Source organism: Hafnia alvei, assembly GCF_964063325.1.
Taxonomy (GTDB): Bacteria; Pseudomonadota; Gammaproteobacteria; order Enterobacterales; family Enterobacteriaceae; genus Hafnia; species Hafnia alvei_B.
This window is the reverse complement of the sequence record NZ_OZ061315.1, coordinates 3,719,121-3,736,600: the sequence shown is the minus strand read 5'-3', so window position 1 is coordinate 3,736,600 and position 17,480 is coordinate 3,719,121. Positions and strand designations below refer to the sequence as shown.

The 17,480-nt window shown below is 48.9% G+C and carries 18 protein-coding genes; 12 read left to right on the top strand and 6 right to left on the bottom strand.

Features of this window, described 5'->3' with window-relative positions:
- Window positions 1-85 precede the first annotated feature (85 nt).
- From cadC to AB3Y96_RS17560, 6 genes are all read left to right on the top strand, one after another.
- Window positions 86-1,693 carry a lysine decarboxylation/transport transcriptional activator CadC gene (gene cadC / locus AB3Y96_RS17585; protein WP_367299834.1) on the top strand — a complete coding sequence of 536 codons (1,608 nt, stop codon included), beginning with the start codon at window positions 86-88 and terminating at the stop codon, window positions 1,691-1,693.
- Between the two features lie 426 nt (window positions 1,694-2,119).
- Complete coding sequence (cadB, locus tag AB3Y96_RS17580) at window positions 2,120-3,442, top strand: cadaverine/lysine antiporter (RefSeq protein ID WP_072309695.1); 1,323 nt, start codon at window positions 2,120-2,122, stop codon at window positions 3,440-3,442.
- 150 nt (window positions 3,443-3,592) lie between these two features.
- Window positions 3,593-5,734, top strand: a complete 2,142-nt coding sequence (locus AB3Y96_RS17575; protein ID WP_367299833.1) for a lysine decarboxylase CadA — start codon at window positions 3,593-3,595, stop codon at window positions 5,732-5,734.
- 73 nt (window positions 5,735-5,807) lie between these two features.
- Window positions 5,808-7,292 carry a dipeptide permease DtpD gene (gene dtpD, locus AB3Y96_RS17570; protein WP_367299832.1) on the top strand — a complete coding sequence of 495 codons (1,485 nt, stop codon included), beginning with the start codon at window positions 5,808-5,810 and terminating at the stop codon, window positions 7,290-7,292.
- Between the two features lie 78 nt (window positions 7,293-7,370).
- Window positions 7,371-8,690 (top strand): tRNA lysidine(34) synthetase TilS, encoded by a 1,320-nt coding sequence (gene tilS / locus AB3Y96_RS17565; RefSeq protein WP_367299831.1) that lies wholly within the window; start codon window positions 7,371-7,373, stop codon window positions 8,688-8,690.
- Window positions 8,691-9,116: 426 nt separating this feature from the next.
- Window positions 9,117-9,434 carry a cytochrome c gene (locus AB3Y96_RS17560; protein ID WP_081250283.1) on the top strand — a complete coding sequence of 106 codons (318 nt, stop codon included), beginning with the start codon at window positions 9,117-9,119 and terminating at the stop codon, window positions 9,432-9,434.
- A gap of 81 nt (window positions 9,435-9,515) precedes the next feature.
- Here AB3Y96_RS17560 and rof read toward each other — a convergent pair whose 3' ends face one another.
- Window positions 9,516-9,776, bottom strand: coding sequence for a Rho-binding antiterminator (gene rof, locus AB3Y96_RS17555; RefSeq protein WP_025800203.1), 261 nt, complete (start codon window positions 9,774-9,776; stop codon window positions 9,516-9,518).
- Entirely contained in the window at window positions 9,763-9,963 is a 201-nt protein-coding gene (locus tag AB3Y96_RS17550) for a YaeP family protein (protein ID WP_008814496.1), read from the bottom strand. Before AB3Y96_RS17550 ends, rof begins: the two co-directional genes overlap by 14 nt.
- A gap of 226 nt (window positions 9,964-10,189) precedes the next feature.
- Between AB3Y96_RS17550 and AB3Y96_RS17545 the strand changes: the two genes are divergently transcribed.
- From AB3Y96_RS17545 to nlpE, 3 genes are all read left to right on the top strand, one after another.
- Window positions 10,190-10,738 carry a YaeQ family protein gene (locus AB3Y96_RS17545; protein WP_040047107.1) on the top strand — a complete coding sequence of 183 codons (549 nt, stop codon included), beginning with the start codon at window positions 10,190-10,192 and terminating at the stop codon, window positions 10,736-10,738.
- Window position 10,739: 1 nt separating this feature from the next.
- Window positions 10,740-11,156: an alternative ribosome rescue aminoacyl-tRNA hydrolase ArfB gene (gene arfB / locus AB3Y96_RS17540; RefSeq protein WP_040047108.1), complete on the top strand. Its 417-nt coding sequence runs from the start codon at window positions 10,740-10,742 to the stop codon at window positions 11,154-11,156.
- A gap of 62 nt (window positions 11,157-11,218) precedes the next feature.
- The gene (gene nlpE, locus AB3Y96_RS17535; RefSeq protein WP_367299830.1) at window positions 11,219-11,899 is read left to right on the top strand and encodes an envelope stress response activation lipoprotein NlpE; all 681 of its coding nucleotides are present in this window, start codon (window positions 11,219-11,221) and stop codon (window positions 11,897-11,899) included.
- Window positions 11,900-11,938: 39 nt separating this feature from the next.
- Here nlpE and AB3Y96_RS17530 read toward each other — a convergent pair whose 3' ends face one another.
- Window positions 11,939-12,199 carry a YfhL family 4Fe-4S dicluster ferredoxin gene (locus tag AB3Y96_RS17530; RefSeq protein WP_025800199.1) on the bottom strand — a complete coding sequence of 87 codons (261 nt, stop codon included), beginning with the start codon at window positions 12,197-12,199 and terminating at the stop codon, window positions 11,939-11,941.
- Window positions 12,200-12,463: 264 nt separating this feature from the next.
- On the opposite strand from AB3Y96_RS17530, the gene yfhb reads away from it, so the two are divergent.
- The gene (gene yfhb / locus AB3Y96_RS17525) at window positions 12,464-13,114 is read left to right on the top strand and encodes a phosphatidylglycerophosphatase C (protein ID WP_367299829.1); all 651 of its coding nucleotides are present in this window, start codon (window positions 12,464-12,466) and stop codon (window positions 13,112-13,114) included.
- Window positions 13,115-13,158: 44 nt separating this feature from the next.
- On the opposite strand, the gene yiaY is transcribed toward yfhb, so the two are convergent.
- Together yiaY and pspE are read right to left on the bottom strand one after the other, a co-directional pair.
- On the bottom strand, window positions 13,159-14,310 hold the full coding sequence (yiaY, locus tag AB3Y96_RS17520) for an L-threonine dehydrogenase (protein WP_072309702.1): 1,152 nt from the start codon (window positions 14,308-14,310) through the stop codon (window positions 13,159-13,161).
- 292 nt (window positions 14,311-14,602) lie between these two features.
- On the bottom strand, window positions 14,603-14,923 hold the full coding sequence (gene pspE, locus AB3Y96_RS17515) for a thiosulfate sulfurtransferase PspE (RefSeq protein WP_025800196.1): 321 nt from the start codon (window positions 14,921-14,923) through the stop codon (window positions 14,603-14,605).
- Window positions 14,924-15,165: 242 nt separating this feature from the next.
- Here pspE and tadA point away from each other — a divergent pair, with 242 nt between their 5' ends.
- Window positions 15,166-15,678 (top strand): tRNA adenosine(34) deaminase TadA, encoded by a 513-nt coding sequence (tadA, locus tag AB3Y96_RS17510; protein WP_072309703.1) that lies wholly within the window; start codon window positions 15,166-15,168, stop codon window positions 15,676-15,678.
- Here tadA and mltF read toward each other — a convergent pair.
- On the bottom strand, window positions 15,675-17,171 hold the full coding sequence (mltF, locus tag AB3Y96_RS17505; RefSeq protein ID WP_367299828.1) for a membrane-bound lytic murein transglycosylase MltF: 1,497 nt from the start codon (window positions 17,169-17,171) through the stop codon (window positions 15,675-15,677). The two genes, tadA and mltF, sit on opposite strands and share 4 nt — an antisense overlap.
- A gap of 55 nt (window positions 17,172-17,226) precedes the next feature.
- Here mltF and AB3Y96_RS17500 point away from each other — a divergent pair, with 55 nt between their 5' ends.
- Window positions 17,227-17,433 carry a hypothetical protein gene (locus AB3Y96_RS17500; protein ID WP_043495249.1) on the top strand — a complete coding sequence of 69 codons (207 nt, stop codon included), beginning with the start codon at window positions 17,227-17,229 and terminating at the stop codon, window positions 17,431-17,433.
- Window positions 17,434-17,480 lie beyond the last annotated feature (47 nt).

Genomic DNA, 17,480 nt, shown 5'->3' with positions numbered 1-17,480 from the left:
AGGATGCTGCGGTTTACTGTGTAACAAGTCCCGCTGTGCTACTATTGCGCGCTTCTTTCCATTTCCCTCTGAGCCTTAGCACACCATGCAAGAGCAAACTTTCCGCGTTGGCGAATGGTTGGTTTTAGCCGCTGATAATAAGATCACCCGTGATGGTCGTTTATTAGTGCTAGAGCCTCGCCTCATCGATATGCTGAGCTACTTTGCTCATCATCCCGATACGGTACTAAGCAGGGATGAACTAATTGATAACGTATGGAAACGTAATATTGTCACCAATCATGTGGTGACTCAGTGTATCTCTGAGCTGAGGAAATATTTAAAAGACGGGCGACCTGACGCGCCTGAGTACATCGTGACGGTGCCTAAACGTGGTTATAAGCTGGTTGAACCGGTTATCTGGTGCGAAGAGGGCGGGGCTGATTTTATCTTACCGACTCAAACGCCGGTTAAAGTGGTCATTGAGCATGAGCCGGAAGATGGCAGCTCGATATCGAATACTGCACCTACATCAGATGTTCATCCTGAGCAATCATCGCTTAGCCATGTCCAAACGGCCAGTCCAGACGCTGTACCAAAAGATGCGGGTGATAAAAAACGTTCATCTAAGCTGTGGCGTTCACGTTTTTGGGTCTGGGTAGCATTTCTATCCTCGCTGGTGCTGTGTATTTCGCTTGTTGGTTTAGCTGTTTTTAACCAGCGAGTGCCTGTGGCACCTGCGCCGATGCTGCTGAATCCGCGTGATATTGATATCCGTATTCAGGGTGGGAACAGTTGCACCAACTGGACGAATCAGCTTTCGTACGTAGTCGGCTTGAGTGAAATGCTAGCGCAAGGCTTGAATACCCATTCAACGTTTTTAGTGCACGATCAAACCAACTATAACTATGGTGGGCCGAGTAGTTCAGGCAAATCTATGTTCATTGAGTTTGTGAATCAGAGGCACTACCGCGCGCAGCAATGTTTCTTGTCTGTGCGTCTGATTGATAACGCTGATAGCTCAGTGATGCTGGAGAAACGCTACTTTATTACGACGGATAATTTGCTGACGGTGCAGAAGGATTTCATCGATAGCATGTTCCAAACGCTAAAAGTGGTTCAACCTTCTAGCATGGTACAAAGAATTGAGACGCTGGTGCCGCAGCACAGTCAGGTACTGCAGCTCTATTATCAGGCACATCAGCTTTTGATCCAGGGGGACAGCGATTCATTAAATCAGGCCAGTACCTTACTTGCCCAGATTACAAAACAATCGCCGGACTTTATCTATGCGCGTGCAGAAAAAGCGCTGGTAGATATATTGCTGAATTCATACCAGCCGTTTAATGCATCAGATCTCGCCGCTCTTCGTAAAGAAATTACTGACGTTGAGGCGATTCCTTTATTGCAGAATAGCGCGATTGTTCAGCAGATATATGCGGTCGATTATTTAAGTCAGGGTAAAGTTGATGAAGCCTTTAATATGATTAATAAAGGCATAGATTTAGAGATGTCTTGGTTAAATTATGTCTTACTTGGTAAAGTCTACGAGTTGAAAGGGGAAAATAACCTTGCTGCGGATGCTTATATTACCGCCTTCAATTTACGCCCAGGAAATAATACCTTGGATTGGATAAAAAATGGCGTCTTCCAAACCAATGTTATCCGCGTTGCCCCTTACTTAGCGAATTACGACTTCTCCGATAACAATTAATTTGTATGATATTTAATCTGGCCTGTTCCCTTATAAAGGAGCAGGCTTTTTTTACCCCCAAAGAATTATAAACCTTCCTCGAATTCCTTACTGACAATGAAAAATATATGCATTAAATGTGTTGTTTTTTTGTGTCTTATTATGTGTTAATTTTGTTTCGCAATGCAGTTTTTTATCTTGAAAAGACACGGGTAATTTTTATGTCAACATGCTGTTTTTACTGGTTTAATTTTGCGTTTCTTGATGTTTTTTTATCATGTGAATAAAAATATCAAGATGTCATTTCTTGGGACACGCTGATAATTTAACTTTACCTTTAGGACTTTTATTTTGCCGGTCAGTAACATGCATCCCATCAAGTCGAACACCTAACTGCGGTAATGAGTGAATACGACTTTTCTGAAAATTAATCAGGAGCAACTGACCATGTCATCAAGCAAGAAAATCGGGCTAATTGCCTGCACCGGCGTAGTAGCTGGTAATATGATGGGGAGCGGTATTGCACTATTACCTGCGAACCTGGCGAGTCTCGGTTCCATCGCAATATTTGGTTGGATCATTTCATTAATCGGTGCAATGTCTCTAGCGTATGTATATGCACGTTTGGCTACTAAGAATCCTCAGGAAGGTGGCCCTATTGCTTATGCTGGTGAAATTGGTCCGGCATTCGGTTTCCAAACCGGTGTTCTTTATTACCATGCAAACTGGATTGGTAATTTAGCAATCGGTATTACCGCAGTTTCTTATCTATCTACTTTCTTCCCAGTATTGAATAGTCCAATTGCAGCTGGCGCAGCATGTATCGCCATTGTATGGATCTTCACCTTTGTGAATATGCTGGGTGGTACTTGGGTAAGCCGTTTAACCACTATCGGTCTGGTTCTGGTGTTAATTCCAGTTATCGGTACCGCTATCGCTGGTTGGGCTTGGTTTGACCCTGCTACTTATCACGCTAACTGGAACACTTCTGGCGGTACTGATAGCCACGCGGTTATCAAAAGTATCCTGCTGTGCCTGTGGGCGTTCGTTGGTGTTGAATCTGCAGCGGTAAGTACTGGTATGGTGAAAAACCCATCTCGTACCGTTCCACTGGCAACCATGTTAGGTACTGCTCTGGCAGGTATCGTTTATATCGCAGCAACTCAGGTTATCGCGGGTATTTACCCAGCAAGCCAAATGGCTGCTTCTGGTGCACCGTTCGCACTGAGCGCTTCAACGATGGTTGGCGGTTGGGCTGCTCCAGTGGTCTCTGCTTTCACCGCATTTGCATGTTTAACCTCTTTAGGTTCTTGGATGATGCTGGTGGGTCAAGCCGGTGTGCGTGCTGCTAAAGACGGTAACTTCCCTAAAGTGTACGGCGAGCTGGACAAAAACGGCATTCCTAAGAAAGGCCTGCTGTTAGCCGCAGTGAAAATGACCGTACTGATGATTCTGATCACTGTAATGAGCGCGAGCGGCGGTAAAGCATCTGACCTGTTCGGTGAACTGACTGGTATCGCGGTTCTGCTGACTATGCTGCCTTACTTCTACTCATGTATCGACCTGATTCGTTTCGAAGGCGTTAACGTGAAAAACCTGCTGAGCCTGGTTGCATCGGTTCTGGGTTGTTGCTTCTGCTTTATCGCTCTGATGGGTGCGGGTTCATTCGAACTGTCCGGTACCTTCATCGTGAGCCTGGTTATCCTGATGTTCTATGCACGTAAAATGAACTCACGCAAACCACAAGCTAGCGCAGACAGCAACGCATAAGTGACTTGGCTAACCGCCAAGTACACAACGAATTGAGTAATCCTCTCGATTACACACAGCAAGACCATTAATTTATCCAGCCTCTCTCTGTTTGAAGTACTTCTACTGAAAAGTAGAGAGGGGCCAGCTTTTTGCCTGGAGAATTAGAGTATGAATATTATTGCCATCTTGAATCACATGGGCGTTTACTTCAAAGAAGAGCCTATCCGTGAACTGCACAAGGCACTGGAAGCACTCGATTTTCAGATTGTTTACCCAAACGACCGTGAAGACCTGCTGAAACTCATCGACAACAACGCACGTCTGTGCGGCGTTATCTTCGACTGGGATACTTATAATCTCGATCTGTGCGAAGAAATCAGCGCGATGAACGAACATCTGCCTGTCTATGCTTTTGCCAACACCCACTCTACTCTGGATGTTAGCCTTAACGATCTGCGTCTGAACGTTGAGTTCTTCGAATACGCACTGGGCGCAGCTCAGGATATCGCACAGAAAATCCGTCAGAGCACTGACGCATACATCGACGAAATTCTGCCTCCGTTGACCAAAGCACTGTTCAACTACGTTAAAGAAGGCAAATACACCTTCTGTACTCCGGGTCACATGGGCGGTACTGCGTTCCAGAAATCCCCAGTGGGCAGCATCTTCTATGATTTCTTCGGCGCTAACGCGATGAAATCTGATATCTCCATCTCTGTGGGTGAACTGGGTTCTCTGCTTGACCACTCAGGTCCACACAAAGAAGCTGAAGAATACATTGCGCGTACTTTCAACGCAGAACGCAGCTACATGGTGACTAACGGTACTTCTACCGCGAACAAAATCGTTGGTATGTACTCAGCACCTGCTGGCAGCACCGTTCTGATTGACCGTAACTGCCATAAGTCTCTGACTCACCTGATGATGATGAGCGACATCACTCCTATCTACTTCCGTCCAACCCGTAACGCTTACGGCATCTTGGGTGGTATTCCTAAGAGTGAATTCCAGCACGACATCATCGCTGAACGCGTTGCACAGACTCCAAATGCAACCTGGCCAGTTCACGCCGTAGTGACCAACTCTACCTACGACGGTCTGCTGTATAACACTGACTACATCAAAGAAGCGCTGGACGTTAAATCCATCCACTTTGACTCAGCATGGGTTCCTTACACCAACTTCAGCCCTATCTACAAAGGCCTGTGTGGTATGAGCGGTGGCCGTGTAGAAGGCAAAGTTATTTATGAAACTCAGTCTACTCACAAACTGCTGGCAGCATTCTCTCAGGCTTCAATGATTCACGTTAAAGGTGATATCAACGAAGAAACCTTCAACGAAGCCTACATGATGCACACCTCTACTTCTCCTCACTACGGCATCGTGGCTTCTACCGAAACCGCTGCTGCAATGATGAAAGGTAACGCCGGTAAACGCCTGATCAACGGTTCTATCGAACGCGCGATTCGTTTCCGTAAAGAAATCAAACGTTTGAACTCCGAGTCTGAAGGCTGGTTCTTCGACGTATGGCAGCCAGAAGGTATCGACGAAGCGAAATGCTGGCCTTTGGATTCCAAAGACAGCTGGCATGGCTTTAAAGATATCGACAACGACCACATGTATCTGGACCCAATCAAAGTCACTCTGTTGACTCCAGGGATGCAGAAAGATGGCTCAATGGCTGATACCGGTATCCCAGCGTCTATCGTTTCTAAATACTTAGACGAACACGGCATCATCGTTGAGAAAACAGGTCCATACAACCTGCTGTTCCTGTTCAGCATCGGTATCGACAAAACTAAGGCACTAAGCCTGCTGCGTGCGCTGACCGAGTTCAAACGTTCATACGACTTGAACCTGCGCGTTAAGAACATGCTGCCTTCACTGTATCGTGAAGATCCAGAGTTCTATGAAAACATGCGTATTCAGGACTTGGCACAGGGCATCCATGCGCTGATCCAACACCACAACCTGCCGGACCTGATGTACCGTGCATTTGAAGTGCTGCCAACCATGGTTATGAACCCACATGCAGCGTTCCAAAAAGAACTGCGTGGCCAGACTGAAGAAGTTTATCTGGAAGAGATGATCGGCAAAGTTAATGCCAACATGATCCTGCCATATCCTCCAGGAGTTCCTTTGGTAATGCCAGGTGAAATGTTGACCGAAGAAAGCCGTCCAGTTCTGGAATTCTTGCAGATGCTGTGCGAAATCGGTGCACATTACCCAGGCTTTGAAACTGATATCCACGGTGCATATCGTCAGGCTGACGGTCGCTACACTGTTAAAGTTATCAAAGAACAGAAGTAATTGACTGACTGAGGGGGCGTCCTGCTAAAGGGCGCCCCCTTTTATTATGCAACCCCCTTAAATGGGAGATGACATGAAAACACCCTCACAACCGCGCGCTATCTACTATGTCGTAGCATTGCAAATCTGGGAATATTTCAGCTTTTACGGCATGCGTGCGTTACTGATCCTTTATCTCACCCATCAGCTTGGGTATAACGACACCCACGCTTTCAGTCTATATAGTGCTTACGCTTCATTGGTTTACGTTACCCCAATTATCGGTGGGATCCTTGCAGATAAGCTGCTGGGTAATCGAATGGCGGTGATAGCCGGAGCCATTCTGATGACGTTAGGCCATGTGGTTCTGGGCGTTAGTGCGGTTTCACCTTCATCTCTCTATTTAGCCTTAGCCATCATCGTGTGTGGTTACGGGCTGTTCAAATCCAATATCAGCTGCCTGCTGGGCGAGCTTTATGCTCCTGAAGATCCGCGCCGTGACGGCGGTTTCTCCTTGCTGTATGCCGCTGGAAACATTGGTTCGATCGTTGCCCCCATTGCCTGCGGCCTTGCTGCAGAACAGTATGGCTGGCACGTCGGCTTCGCATTAGCCGGAATCGGCATGTTTGCCGGTTTGATTATCTTCTTATGCGGACACAAACATTTCCGCCATACCGTTGGTGTGAACCATCAGGGTATGAAAAATAAAACGCTGCGCATTCCTAACTGGGGATGGTTGCTGGCGGCGGTGGTTCTTTCTCCACTCTTTGTCGCGGTTCTTTTCTGGCGCGACTGGTCAAGCTACGCGTTGGCGCTGGTGTGCGCTGCGGCCATTATTATTATGGTGAGCATTTATCGTCGAGCAGAGCCAGATCAGCGTAAAGGCCTGCTGCAAATTGTGATTTTAATGCTGCTCGGTACGCTGTTCTGGGCGTTTGCCCAACAGGGCGGCAGCTCAATCAGCTTGTTCATCGACCGCTTTGTGAATCGCCAATGGTTCTCTTTCACCATTCCTACGGCGGTGTTCCAATCGGTTAACGGTTTTGCCGTCATGCTAAGCGGTGTTGTTCTGGCTTGGCTGGTTCGCGAAAATAGCAACGGCAACCGTATATTGCGCATTTGGGGCAAGTTTGCCCTTGGACTGGTGCTGATCAGCGCGGGCTTCGGCATTCTTACCTTCAACGCTCGCTGGGCGGCGGTTCATGGCCAAGGTTCAATGGCATTAACCGTTTTAGGTCTAGCGGTGATGGGATGCGCAGAACTCTTTATCGATCCAGTGGCGATGGCACAGATCACTCGGCTGAAAATCCCGGGAGTGACGGGCGTCCTTACCGGGATCTACATGTTGGCGACTGGATCGATAGCCAATTATCTTGCGGGTATTATCGCTAATCAAACCGCCGAAGTTTCATTTGAACAAGGCGGGGAAGCGACGGCACACTCCGTGATGGCGTATATCAGCGTGTTTAGCGATATCGCATGGGGCGCGCTTGGCTGCGTTGGACTGGTTGCGGTGATCTGGCTGTGTCATATGTTTATGGTACGCCGCAACGCAGTTACCGCCGAGTCGTGCGAATAAGGGCTTGCTTCCGACAGAACGGATGGTTAACGTTCTGATATTCAATCTTTCAGGGCGGTGACCGCGCCGTAAAGTGTCATGAATAGCTCAGAAATCCAGATGCGAATTGCCAGCAAACTTCAGGGGCGTTCGCATCTGATGGTTGCTTTCAGCGGTGGGCTTGATTCCACCGTTTTACTGCATACGCTCGTTCAGTTACGTATGCAGAACTTCCCTCATCTACAGCTACGGGCTGCTCATGTCCACCATGGGCTCAGCCGCTATGCTGATTTATGGGTCGATCACTGCAGGTCAGTGTGCCAGCAATGGCAGGTACCGTTGCATGTTCTGCGGGTTAAAGTGGATGCCCAGCGCAGCGGCGTTGAAGCCGCCGCGCGTGATGCACGCTATCACGCGATAGCTGGACTTATCGGCAATCACGAAACCCTGCTGACCGCGCAGCATCTTGACGATCAGTGTGAAACCTTTTTATTGGCGCTTAAACGCGGAAGTGGGCCAACCGGGCTTTCCGCCATGGCCAGCCACATGCCGTTTTTCAGCACCGAACAGATGCGTCCGCTGCTCGATATCAGTCGTGCCCAGCTAGAAGAATACGCTGCCAGCTACGATCTCAAATGGGTCGAAGACGACAGCAATCAAGACGATCGCTTCGATCGCAACTTTCTTCGCCTGCGCGTGATCCCAAATCTACGCAACCGCTGGCCACACTTTCCTGAAGCCGTTGCCCGCAGCGCCAGCCTGTGTGCCGAGCAAGAACAGCTGCTCGATGAGCTCTTGTTAGACTCGCTACAGTCTCTGATGAGCGAAGATGACTCGCTGAATATCGAAGGCCTGTTGCCGATGTCTGAGGCCAAGCGCTATGCGCTATTGCGCCGCTGGATTGCCTGTTTTGGCGTAATGATGCCGACTCGTGAACAGCTGCAACGCCTCTGGCACGAAGTAGCAACCGCACGCGAAGACGCGGAGCCGCAGCTTCAACTCGGTAAAAATCAGGTTCGCCGTTATCGCCAGCATCTTTACCTGTTGCCTCCGCTGCGTTCGCTCAAAACAGAAGTCATCGCGTGGGACCCGCGAGAGACGCTGTCGCTGCCAGATGGTCTAGGGGAACTACAGCTCGGTGAGCGCGGAATATGTGTGCGTGCTCCAAGAACGGATGAGGCCGTCTCAATCCGCTTTGCTGCTCATGGCACACTACGCATCGTCGGACGTCGCCATTCACGCCCGATAAAAAAAATCTGGCAGGAACATAACATTCCGCCATGGGAGCGTGAACGAACGCCTATGCTCTACTATGGTGAAACGCTAATCGCAGCACTCGGCGTTTTCATTACCCAAGATGGGCAGGGGATGGCGGATCGGCCGGTGTGGAATATACACTGGACCAAAGACTGGATGTAAATCCTCTTCGTACTTGAAACCGTCTCGGCGTTAGCTGCGCTTGCTTACCCGAATCACTTACTGATGTAAGCTCATCGGGATGCGCTCGCTTGCTGCCTTGATACGGTTCCAATTACGTTGAGGATAAATCTCCGTCATACTTCAAGCTACAAATGCGTTGGCTACACACGTTCACCCCAGTCACTTACTTGCGTAAGCTCCTAGGGATGAATGAGAGGCATCCCGCCTCTCACCGGAGGCCAGCCTCTGGCTGGTCAAATTCGTTCCTGACGAATTTGTCACGTGTTTGCCGCCTTTTTGTAGCCCGAATTATTTAGGAGATTCGTCTGAGTGATGGGGTACCAATTACGTTGAGGATAAATCTCCGTCATACTTCAAGCTACAGATGCGTTGGTTACAGTGATGGCAATGTCGAGGAAGATAATAATGATGAAAAAATTAATGGCTGCGGTAGTGCTGACAGCGGTGGTTTCTCTGCCTGCATTTGCGGCGGGTGATGCGGCTGCAGGCAAAAATAAAGCGATGACCTGCGTGGCTTGCCACGGGATGGAAGGCAAAGTTACGGTGCCGATGTATCCTAATTTAGCAGGGCAGAACGCGATGTATCTGGAGCAGGCGTTGAAAGATTACAAAAGCGGGGGGCGTTCAGGTGGACAAGCTGAAGTGATGAAAGCTTATGTTGGCAATCTTTCCGAGCAGGATATCAGCGATTTAGCCGCTTATTACGCGAGTCTGAAACCATAATGAAAAGGGCGATGAAATCTCATCGCCCTTCGTCTATCTGTTTCGTCAATCTATCTTGATGGAGAGGTGTGCCGAAAGGGGTTAAGACATGCTTACGTTGACAGTGCCAATTTCAGGATGACTGAAGCTAGCAATGTGGTCTAAACGTAACTCCCGTGGCTCGCCGTCTTGCTCAATAACCAGATATTCTACGTGCTTACGTGAAATCAGATCGTTGGCTTTGGCTTGCAACTTCTCTCCGTTGCGCAGTTCTAGCGCCAGTATCAGATGATGCTGGCAGGCGAGTTCCAAATTGTCGTAATCGTCACAGTTGATTGGCTGATACTCTTCAATTTTCGACATAATCACTCACCAATAAGTTAGCGGCGGCATAGGCCGCCTGTTCCCTAACGGCAGAGGGCAGCGCTTCGTTGGCTGCAACCTCATCCAGAGCTTTTAAAACACAACCTAACGCGTCAGGTATATATCCCAAATCTCCACTACCGATCTGGGCGTACATACGGCGTACTAACTCAGAATATTGCTGCAAATTTATCCTCCTCTAAAGCTTATCCCTGTGACGGTTAGTCTGAAAAAATCGGCACGAGGATAAGCTCTGCTTATCTCATCGACTATAGCACAGCCGCCCTCACTAGAAAGCAGGCTGAGTTGCTGCGTGATGTAATAAATCTGTTCTTTACACGTGACAGTCCCACTCTGACTAGTTGCCAGAAGGGGGATACGGTACACTGTTAACAATTATACGAGAGGATTTTATGGCATTAAAGGCAACGATTTACAAAGCTAACGTCAATATTGCAGATATGGATCGTCATTTTTATCATGACGCCTCCCTGACGCTGGCGCAGCATCCATCAGAAACTGAACAACGCATGATGCTGCGGCTTTTAGCTTGGATTTGCCATGCAAACGAGCGCCTGACTTTTACCAAAGGATTATGCGCCGACGATGAGCCAGAATTATGGCTACGTAATGATTACAACGGTATCGATCTGTGGATTGAACTCGGCTTACCCGATGAGAAACGTCTTAAAAAAGCCTGTTCGTTATCGCAGGAAGTGGTGCTCTACGCTTATAGTGAACGCGCTGGCCGCGTGTGGTGGCAACAAAATCAGGCAAAACTGAGCGGGCTTAAAGCACTATCTATCCGTTTTGTTAGCGATGAAATTATGGCGCTGCTGCCTAAGTTTGCTAACCGCACCATGGACTTACAGGCAACAATACAGGAAGGCGCAATCTGGCTGTCTGACGCGCAAAACAACGTTGAAATCCAGTTTGATCACTGGAAGCCTGCGGGAGTCTGAGATGTTGCAGATTACCAACACCGTCTCAGTAAGCGATGACGAAATTGAAATCACCGCGATCCGCGCGCAGGGCAACGGTGGCCAAAATGTGAATAAGTCTTCAACGGCGATTCACCTACGCTTTGATATTCGCAGCTCCAGTTTACCGCCTTTGTACCAAGAGCGTTTACTGGCGATGAGTCATCATCTGATTACCCCCGACGGCGTCATTATCATCAAGGCGCAGGAATATCGGAGTCAGGAGATGAATCGCGAAGCGGCGCTGGCAAGATTGACGGAATTAATTAAATCGGCAGGCGTGGTGGAGAAAGTTCGTCGCCCAACGAAGCCGAGTCGAAATGCAAAACGTAAGCGGGTAGAAAGTAAAACCCGACGCGGGGTGACGAAATCTTTACGTGGCAAGGTGAGTGCGGATTAGCGTTTGTGCTTAGTATGTCACCGAAGATTAAAATAATAGGGACCCACAGTAGGAGAACAACTGTGAAAAAATTGGCTATTTCGCTGTTTTTGGCAGCGGGTGCGATGGCACTGTTCGGGTGTAACGCTCGTTCCCAATATGTAGAACAACCTCTCAAGCCGATGGCGCAAAGTTTTCAGGGCGTATTGCCTTGTGCTGACTGCGAGGGCATGGATACGTCGCTGTTCTTGGAAAAAGACGGCACCTTTGTACTGAAAGAGATCTATCGTGGTGCACGCGATGGCGATCAAACTTTTGCGGAATATGGCAGTTGGCAGCGTACCGCGGATAAGTTAGTGCTGACGGGCACCGATGGCAATAAGCGCTATTTTCGTCCAAAAGGCAATAACTTGACGATGTTGGATGCCAGCGGTAACGACATCGATTCCGCGCTGAATTACACCTTGAAAGCCACGGATGCCCCTTTACCCGTCACGCCAATGACGTTTAAAGGCATGTATGTTTATATGGCGGATGCGGCGATTTTCCGTGATTGTGCTACCGGTAAGCAATTCCCTGTCAGCAATAATATTGCGTTGGAGCAAGGCTATAGCCATGCGCAGGCCGAGCCGGGACAACCTGTATTCTTGGAAATCCAAGGGCACTTCGCGGTAACGCCATCGATGGAAGAAGGTCTGGTGGAAAAAGCGTTAGTTCCTGACGGTCAGCCACGTTTTGATGCCAAAGGCGGCTGCGCAAACTGAGCATAAACGAATACACTTCAGGGCTCAGCCCTGAAGTGTTTAAATTTTATCGGCGTGATGCAGTACAACGAACTTATCCCACAGCTGTTCATTACTTTCTAGATGAGCTGGGTCGCGAATAATCGTGTTGTCGATAGGACAGACTTTCATACAGGTCGGTTCATCGTAGTGGCCTACGCATTCGGTGCAGCGCTCTGCATCAATCTCGTAAATATCCATTCCCATGGAAATCGCTTGGTTCGGGCACTCCGGCTCGCACATATCACAGTTGATACATTTTTTTGTGATCAGTAGGGCCATAACTCTCTCATAACGTTGCAGGGCGGTTTCAAATAAACCACTCAATGTGGGGCGGATAAATACTCGCGTGGGCGCAGGATTATACTCCCTGACGCGCCATACACCAATTTTTTCACTCGGGTTATCCCTCCCGCGTTAGCGTTAGTTTAGCTACGTGGTTGTATCTTTATGGGATGCTGGGTACCGTTAACACTGTTGACCCATTTCAACGAATTGACCCGATTTAAACGAGAAGATGGAATTTTGCTTTCCCTAGGAGCCATTTTGACCGACAGCCAGTCAGCGACAAAAGCACAATGCGTGGTCTTTTTTGACCTTGATGGCACTCTGCATCAGCAAGATATGTTCGGCAGCTTTTTACGCTTTATGCTTTGGCATATGCCACAAAATCTGCTGTTAGTGATCCCTCTATTGCCGGTGATTGCTTTCGCTTTGATCGTTCAGGGAAGAGCAACGCGCTGGCCAATAAGCCTGCTGCTTTGGGCCATCACGTTTGGTCATCGAGAGTCGCGTTTGAATGCGCTTGAGCGCCAGTTTGTGCAGGTGTTTAAGCGTGATGTGGTGCCTTTTCCGGTTGTCATGGGGCGTTTGAAACAGTATTTAAGCAGCCAAACGGCAGAAGTATGGTTGATTACCGGTTCTCCTCAGCGCTTGGTTGAACAAGTCTATGCTGATGAACCTTTTATTCATCAGGTGCGCATGATCGGTAGCCGCATGGTGCGTCGCCGTGGTGGCTGGGTGCTGACGCTGCGTTGTTTAGGGCCGGAAAAAGTGGTGCAGCTAGAAAAGGAGCTGGGTAAGCCGCTTAAACTTTACAGTGGATACAGTGATAGCCAGCAAGATAACCCGCTATTGTCATTTTGCGAGCACCGCTTCCGTGTGAGTCCTACGGGAGAGTTACAGCAGTTAGAGTGAATAAAACAAGCCTCCCCGTACAAAGGGGAGGCTAGATAGCGTAATTACATCGCGGCTTTAAAGATAGCGACGATCTCTTCGTGCGTAGCCTGAATAGGGTTAGTGAAACCACAGGCATCTTTTAAGGCATTGGTTGCCAGCGTTGGCAGATCTTCTTCTTTCACGTTCAGTTCGGTCAAACCGGCTGGAATGTTGACGTCTTTTGCCAGTTTACGGATTTCTGCGATACACGCATCCGCACCTTGCTGGTCATTCATCTTGCTCACATCAACGCCCATCGCCGCGGCGATATCTTTCAGGCGAGCAGCAGACACCTTCGCGTTAAAGATCTGCACGTGTGGCAGCAGAACCGCATTACACACGCCGTGCGGCAGATCGTAGAAACCACCCAACTGGTGCGCCATCGCGTGCACATAGCCCAGTGATGCGTTGTTAAACGCCATACCGGCCAAGAACTGTGCATAGGCCATGGTTTCACGTGCTTCCATGTTGCTGCCGTTTTCCACCGCATGACGCAGTGATTGGCTGATCATGGTGACGGCTTTCAGCGCGCAGGCATCCGTGATTGGGTTAGCGGCGATAGACACGTAGGCTTCTACGGCGTGGGTCAGCGCATCCATACCGGTAGCCGCGGTCAGGCCTTTAGGCATACCGGCCATCAGTTCTGGATCGTTTACTGACAGAATTGGCGTGACGTGCTTATCCACGATGGCCATTTTAATGTGGCGATCAACGTCGGTAATGATGCAAAAACGCGTCATTTCAGACGCAGTGCCTGCAGTGGTATTGATGGAAATCAGCGGTAGCTGTGGTTTGGCCGACTGATCAACACCTTCGTAATCACGGATGTCACCTCCGTTGGCAGCGACCAGTGCAATGCCTTTTGCGCAATCGTGTGGAGAACCACCGCCAAGGGAAATAACACAGTCACTTTGATGCTGACGCAGAATCTCTAAGCCTTCAGCGACGTTGATCGTCGTTGGGTTTGGATGGGTGCCATCATACACCTCGCTCTTAATACCCATGTCAGATAGCAAAGCCTGAACTTTGGCGACAACACCGATTTTGTTCAATACGTTGTCGGTAACAATCAGCGCGTGCTTGTAGCCATAGCCTTTCATCGTAGTTGCAGCTTCGGCTAGGCAGCCAGCGCCAATCATATTCACTGAAGGGATAAAGAAGGTTGAAGTTGTCATCGGGTCATTCCTTAATGTGAGAAAATTAACAATCACGATACTACCCAAGGGGTAGATGAAATCTGATCTTCCTCAAAATTTGGCAGGAATAAAATAATAGCAAAATTAATATATTGATGATTTATATATTTGTGGCATGTGTGATGTATGGCATTTATAAACATAAGGATGTAAATAAACGTGTTAGCGCTGCTAACCAATCTTTACGCGGGTGTAAACGGTGCTTTAGCGAGGGGGGGATAAATGATAACCCCTGAGGCGTCGTTATCTGGCATCAGGGGATAAGGTGTGATTATTTTACCAAGGTTTGCGTTTTTTCAACGTCTTTCAAGCCGCCTTCGTTAACGGCATTTTTGTAGCCCATTTTTTGCAGCATTTTCTCTGCTTTACCTGACTGATTGCCGGTATTGCAATAAAGATGCAGAGTGTCGTTCTTATCCTGTGATACTTCGCTAATACGCTGATCTAGCTGCTTTAACGGAATATTCACCGCGCCCTTCACATGAGTTTCTTGATACTGATCCGGAGTACGCACGTCAATCCAATGCTCTGCGGCCCACAGTGAAGTTGAAGCCATCAGCAGCGCACTGGCAATCAGCGCTTTTTTTACCATTCGAGTTTGACCAAACATCGTGATACATCTCCTTTGTGATTATCAAATAACGGCTTTCGCCTTATGCATACTACGCCAACGGAGCGCGTAAAACTTTGCGTACTCCCTACTATATTGAGAAAACATTCAATCGAGGGAGTAATAGGCAGGAGCTAAGAGATTCCCCGCTATGATTAAAGTCCAAGATGCAACTTCAGATAAGAAGGGTATAATGCGCGCCCTGAATTAATGGAGGTGAGCACGTGAGCGAACTAAATGATGCTTACTGGATGAAGCAGGCGTTAGCCTTAGCGCAAAAAGCGTGGGATCAGGGCGAAGTGCCCGTCGGTGCGATTTTGGTGCTGGATGATAAGGTGATTGGTCAGGGCTGGAACCGTCCAATCACTCGGCACGATCCAACCGCGCATGCTGAAATCATGGCATTGCAGCAGGGCGGGCAGATAGTGCAAAACTATCGGCTGCTAAATGCAACGCTGTATGTCACGCTTGAGCCTTGCGTAATGTGCGCAGGGGCTATGGTGCACAGCCGTATCAAACGTTTGGTTTATGGTGCGAGCGATTTAAAAACCGGTGCGGCAGGCTCTTTACTGGATATTTTGCGCCATCCGGGCATGAATCATCAGATAGAAATCGCTTCTGGCGTGCTGGCGAGCGAGTGCTCGGACATGCTGAGTCAGTTTTTCCAGCAGCGCCGTGAGCAGAAAAAAGCCGAGCGTGAGGCTCGGCGTCAAAATCTTTCGGGTCCTACTGATTAAAACGGCAGCAGTCCGCGCGGGCTGCGCCTTGTCCGTCCTTCCAACGCCTGTTCAGGTGGCACCGCTGGATAACCTTGACCTAACAACGCTTGGCGAGTTTGCTCGGCGGCAATCTGCTTCTCTTTTTCTAACAAATAACCTTCTAGGCTCACCAGATAGCGGCGGATGTTTTCCACATACTGATAAGCCTCATGTCCGCGCGCATAGCCGTAGGTCAGGTTCTGGTTATATTTCTTTTGGCTTAACATAGGCAAACGCTGTTTCACATCGACCCAGCTATTGGGATTTCCACCCTGTTTTTGCGTCAGCTGGCGCACGTCTAGCATGTGCCCGTAGCCCATGTTGTAAGCCGCTAACGCAAACCAGATCTTCTCATCTTCAGGAATGGTGTCTGGCAGTTTATCCATTAAACGTTCGAGATAAAGTGCACCGCCCGCGATGCTTTGCTCGGGATCAAGACGATCTTTTACCCCTAGCCCATCTGCCGTGGCGCGGGTAAGCATCATTAAGCCTCGGACGCCGGTCGGTGACGTGGCCTGAGGGTTCCAGTGTGATTCTTGATAGGCAATGGCCGCCAGCAGCTTCCAATCGATTTTCTTAGCGTATTTTTTAAAGATTTCGCTCAGATCGGGCAGCACATTATCAATTGCGGCTAAGAATGTTTTGATATCGACATAATCAAATCCACCCACATGGCCCAAGTATTTTTCTTCTAAGCGAGCCAGTGACCCGTCATCCACGATATTGCTGAAATAATCCAAGACGGCGGCATACAGGCTGTCATCATCGTCGCGATTGAGATACCACATTACCGGCTCTTCATCGCTGATATCAAAAGCCACGGCTAACTGTGGGTGAATACGCTGGAAAAGCGCCACGCTAACAGAGTCGGCGATCGTGTAATCCAGTGAGCCTTGCACCACGCGCTGCATAAGATCGGTGGATGACAAATCGGTAGACGATTCCCACGTTAGGTTGGGATATTTGGTCTGCTTGTATTGGCTCAGCGTGGTGACGTGCGCAGAACCCGACTGCACGGCCAGAATGCCACTCAAGTCTTTGAGCGATTTTGGCCGAGTTTTGCCCTGACGATAAACCAACTGCTGTGATACTGAATAATAAGAAGGGCCGGTGCGAAAACGGCTGAGGCGTTCGGTATTATAAAGCAGGCCCGCGGCAACCAGATCGCTTTTGCCACTGTCCAAATCATCAAATAATTCTGGCAACGTACCGCGCACGCGAACTTTTAGCTTCACGCCCAGATAATCAGCAAAGCGCTTTGCTAACTCATAATCGAGGCCGCTGATGCTCTTCCCATCGGTTTGATAGGTGAGAGGGGAATTAATGGTGCTGACGCGCAGCTCACCGCGGTCGAGAATCTGCTGTAGCTGGCTCTCGTTTCCGCTACGCCACGGAATATTCGGCCATAGCGCAAGCGCCAGCAGGGCAGAAACGATACCGATAAGATAATAATTATATTTTATACGTTTCAAATAGTTATCTCATGAATGTGTATCGAATTGTGGTGCTGTGTTCGCAGGATAGTATATGGCTAAATCAACAGGAAGGCGGCATTTTGCGCAACAAAGCGTCAGCGTGCAACTCAAAAAGCACATAAAGTTGATCGGGCAGATAAATCGTCAATCCGAAATAAAGGCTACGCAAACGGTTTCGTATGGCGCAGAGATTCTCTATAATGGCCTCCGCTTTCCCCCTGTTTCGCCCACTGAGGCGGTTGTAGACAAGGTTTTTTGACCTATCACAGCCATCTCGAAGACGAGAGAACCTAGATGACGGACTCA

Excerpts from the sequence above, each read along its gene's own strand:
- yiaY (WP_072309702.1), bottom strand. The coding sequence starts at position 14,310 with ATGACAACTTCAACCTTCTTTATCCCTTCAGTGAATATGATTGGCGCT.
- arfB (WP_040047108.1), top strand. The coding sequence starts at position 10,740 with ATGTTGCAGATTACCAACACCGTCTCAGTAAGCGATGACGAAATTGAA.
- AB3Y96_RS17575 (WP_367299833.1), top strand. The coding sequence starts at position 3,593 with ATGAATATTATTGCCATCTTGAATCACATGGGCGTTTACTTCAAAGAA.
- pspE (WP_025800196.1), bottom strand. The coding sequence starts at position 14,923 with ATGGTAAAAAAAGCGCTGATTGCCAGTGCGCTGCTGATGGCTTCAACT.
- dtpD (WP_367299832.1), top strand. The coding sequence starts at position 5,808 with ATGAAAACACCCTCACAACCGCGCGCTATCTACTATGTCGTAGCATTG.
- rof (WP_025800203.1), bottom strand. The coding sequence starts at position 9,776 with ATGTCGAAAATTGAAGAGTATCAGCCAATCAACTGTGACGATTACGAC.
- cadB (WP_072309695.1), top strand. The coding sequence starts at position 2,120 with ATGTCATCAAGCAAGAAAATCGGGCTAATTGCCTGCACCGGCGTAGTA.
- AB3Y96_RS17530 (WP_025800199.1), bottom strand. The coding sequence starts at position 12,199 with ATGGCCCTACTGATCACAAAAAAATGTATCAACTGTGATATGTGCGAG.
- AB3Y96_RS17500 (WP_043495249.1), top strand. The coding sequence starts at position 17,227 with ATGGCTAAATCAACAGGAAGGCGGCATTTTGCGCAACAAAGCGTCAGC.
- AB3Y96_RS17545 (WP_040047107.1), top strand. The coding sequence starts at position 10,190 with ATGGCATTAAAGGCAACGATTTACAAAGCTAACGTCAATATTGCAGAT.
- tilS (WP_367299831.1), top strand. The coding sequence starts at position 7,371 with ATGAATAGCTCAGAAATCCAGATGCGAATTGCCAGCAAACTTCAGGGG.
- cadC (WP_367299834.1), top strand. The coding sequence starts at position 86 with ATGCAAGAGCAAACTTTCCGCGTTGGCGAATGGTTGGTTTTAGCCGCT.
- AB3Y96_RS17560 (WP_081250283.1), top strand. The coding sequence starts at position 9,117 with ATGATGAAAAAATTAATGGCTGCGGTAGTGCTGACAGCGGTGGTTTCT.